The organism is Gordonibacter pamelaeae 7-10-1-b (assembly GCF_000210055.1).
Lineage (GTDB): Bacteria > Actinomycetota > Coriobacteriia > Coriobacteriales > Eggerthellaceae > Gordonibacter > Gordonibacter pamelaeae.
Genome location: NC_021021.1, coordinates 535,894 through 538,616 on the forward strand (window position 1 = coordinate 535,894; position 2,723 = coordinate 538,616).

Sequence of the window (2,723 nt, forward strand, 5' to 3'; positions counted from 1 at the left end):
CGGCGAGCGAGCGGGCCACCGCGCCCAGCGAGCCCGCGGCCGCCACGAGCTCCACCGAGCGCCCGGCGCGCTCGTCGTCCTGGAACGATGCGAGCAACGCTTCGTACTGCACCCGCGCGTGATCGTCGGCCAACCGCTCGTAGCGGCGCAAGAACGGCAGGTACAGCACCGTGCCGAGCGCGATGCACACGAGCTGCAGCACGGCTCCGGCGGGCGAGCCCGTAACCACGTAGCCGCCCACCAGGGGAGGCGTGGTCCACGACACGTCCACCACCACGGGCGGCACGAGGCCGACCGCCATGGCGCCGTACGCCACCACCATATTCACCAGGGGAACCACGATGAACGGCACGAACAGCGCCGGGTTCCACACCACCGGCAGCCCGAACAGCATGATCTCGGAGATGTTGAAGCACATGGGCACGGCTGCGAACGCCGAGAGGCGCCGCGCGCTCCTGCGGCGGCCGAACAGCAGGATAGCCGCGAGCAGCGACAGCAGCGCACCGGCACCGCCGATGGAGGCGAACACGTCCATGAACGTCTTCGTCACGATCTGCACGGGCTCGCCGCCTGCTGCGAGCGCCGCCGCGTTGGCGGCCGTGCCGGGCACGAACACGCTCTGCGCCACGCTGTCGAGCATGTTGCCGCCATGGATGCCGAAGAACCACATGACGTTGTTCAGGAGCAGGTACAGAAGCCCGCTGCCCAGCGTGGCCGTGGCCAGCGGGAAGAGCGCGCTCACGCCGTCGAAGAACAGCTGCTCGATGCAGCTCGAGGCCGTGAGGGCCGCCACGGCGGCATTGAGCGCCGCGAACAACGCGATGACCGCCGCGATGGGCAGAAGCCCCGACACGGCCTGGTTGAACACGTTGTCAAGGGTGTCGCCGTACAACGCGGGAGCACGGCGCAGCCGCACGAGCCTGCAGTACAGCACGGATGACGCCAACCCGCACACGATGGCGATGAACAGCGAGCGCGTGCTGAGCACCACGAGGTCGAAGCCCTCCGCGCCGAAGCCCACCGACATGAGGTAGGCCGCAAGGGCGACGAAAGGCGCGCCTTGGATGAAGAACGCACCGTGCCGCTCGGCGCAGGCGTTCGCGTAGCGCAGCGCCACGGCCACCGCCACGTAGAGCGAGAAGATGCCCATGGTGGCGTTGTACACGAAGTTGAGCAGGCCCTCGATGTGCGGCGCGCCGGCAAGGGCGTCCTGGTAGGGTTCGAGCGGCAGGTTGAGGAAGATGAGGCAGAACGACCCCACCAGCAGGACGGGGATGGTGAGGATGAGCCCTTGGCGGATGGCTTGGAACGCCATGACCTCCTCCAAGCGCGCGAACAGCGCGTCAACCTTGTCGAGCATGCCCGCCCTTCCGTCTCGTTCGTCGGCGCTAAGCCGCTTCGAGCATTGTACCCCGAACGGAACGGGCATGGTATGCGGGAGAGAACGTTTGGGAAACGGATGCGGGAGCCGGCCGTCAGCGCCCTTCGGGACTGGGCGAGGAGCTGCAGAAGTTCATGGCAACGCCCACGACGTTCGCGCCGGCCTGCTCGAGTTGGGCGCATGCCCGAGCCACGCCCTCACCGCGTACGTAGCCCTCGCGAACGACCAGCACCGTTGCATCCGCCTGCGATGCGACCACGGCCGCATCGACGAACGCGCCGACCGGCGGCGTGTCGACCACCACATAGTCGAACGTGCGCGCCAGCGTGTCGAACAGCGCACGGAAACGCGCCGAATCCAACAGGTCCGCAGGACTGGGCAGGTCGGGCTCGGCATCGAGCAGAAACAGGTTCTCTCCGCCGGCGGGCGACACCGCCCGGCGCAACGCGGCGTCACCCACGGCCACAGCCCCCCAGCCGATATCAGGGCGCACGCCTGCCATGCGTGCGAGCGAGCGGCGGCGCAGATCGCATTCCAGCAAGAGCGTTCGCTTGCCCGACGCCGCCATGGCGCGCGCGAGGGCGAGCGCTATCGTGGACTTCCCCTCTTCGGGCACGGTGCTGGTGACGACGACCGTGCACAGCGGGTCGTCCACTCCCATGAATCCGATGTTCGCGTAGAGCGTGCTCACCGCGTTTGCGAATGCCGCGTCCTTGCCGCACTGCCGCCCCCGTCCGAGCTTTCCGACCACCTGTCCCCCTTCATCCCGCAGACGCCCCCGCGCCGCCCGCGCGACGCATCGGCGACCGGGCAGGCAGTGCGGGCGAACGTGCGGCAACCGTTCGTGCACATCGTCTTGACGGCTTCATATATGAAGCCGTCAAGACGATTATACCGAATACCCTGAGAAAATGAATCCGGAACAAAAAAGATTGCGCCTCGGCGCTGCCATCAGAGACCGCCGAGAAGCCCAGGGCCTGTCACAGCACAAACTGGCCCTCATGGTGGGCAGCAGCAAATCGCATATCTGGAGGATAGAGTCAGGCCGCGTCAGCGTGGGGTTGGACGACCTTGGGCGGATCGCCGACGCCCTCGATATCGAGGTGCGGCAGCTGTTCACGTTCTGATCCGCCGCGCGCGGGCGCTCAGCGGCCCAGCAGGTGCCTCACGGCCGCCACCGGGTGCCTTCCCAGCATGCGCGGGCCTGCGTAGCGCATGACGGCGCGGATCTCCTCGCGCTTCTCGGGAGCGTAGCAGTGGTTGCCGCACTCCTCGCACGACGTCTTCACGTCCATCTTGCGGCAGCGCTCGGTGCGCAGCACCGCGTAGGCATCGATGGCCG

General features: G+C 67.7%; 4 protein-coding genes. 1 reads left to right on the forward strand and 3 read right to left on the reverse strand.

All coding sequences use genetic code 11. From position 1 onward, the window contains the following. Together GPA_RS18740 and GPA_RS02530 are read right to left on the reverse strand one after the other, a co-directional pair. Nucleotides 1-1,360, reverse strand: a 1,360-nt coding sequence (locus tag GPA_RS18740; protein ID WP_041238844.1) for a PTS transporter subunit EIIC, incomplete at its 3' end; no start/stop codon positions are given. 115 nt (nt 1,361-1,475) lie between these two features. Then, a complete protein-coding gene (locus GPA_RS02530) occupies nt 1,476-2,132 on the reverse strand; it encodes a CpsD/CapB family tyrosine-protein kinase (protein ID WP_049783985.1) in 657 nt (218 codons plus the stop codon). A gap of 160 nt (nt 2,133-2,292) precedes the next feature. Between GPA_RS02530 and GPA_RS02535 the strand changes: the two genes are divergently transcribed. Continuing rightward, the gene (locus GPA_RS02535; RefSeq protein WP_015538844.1) at nt 2,293-2,508 is read left to right on the forward strand and encodes a helix-turn-helix domain-containing protein; all 216 of its coding nucleotides are present in this window, start codon (nt 2,293-2,295) and stop codon (nt 2,506-2,508) included. Between the two features lie 18 nt (nt 2,509-2,526). On the opposite strand, the gene GPA_RS02540 is transcribed toward GPA_RS02535, so the two are convergent. Then, a partial coding sequence (locus GPA_RS02540; RefSeq protein ID WP_041238845.1) for a nitrous oxide-stimulated promoter family protein occupies nt 2,527-2,723 on the reverse strand: 197 nt, incomplete at its 5' end.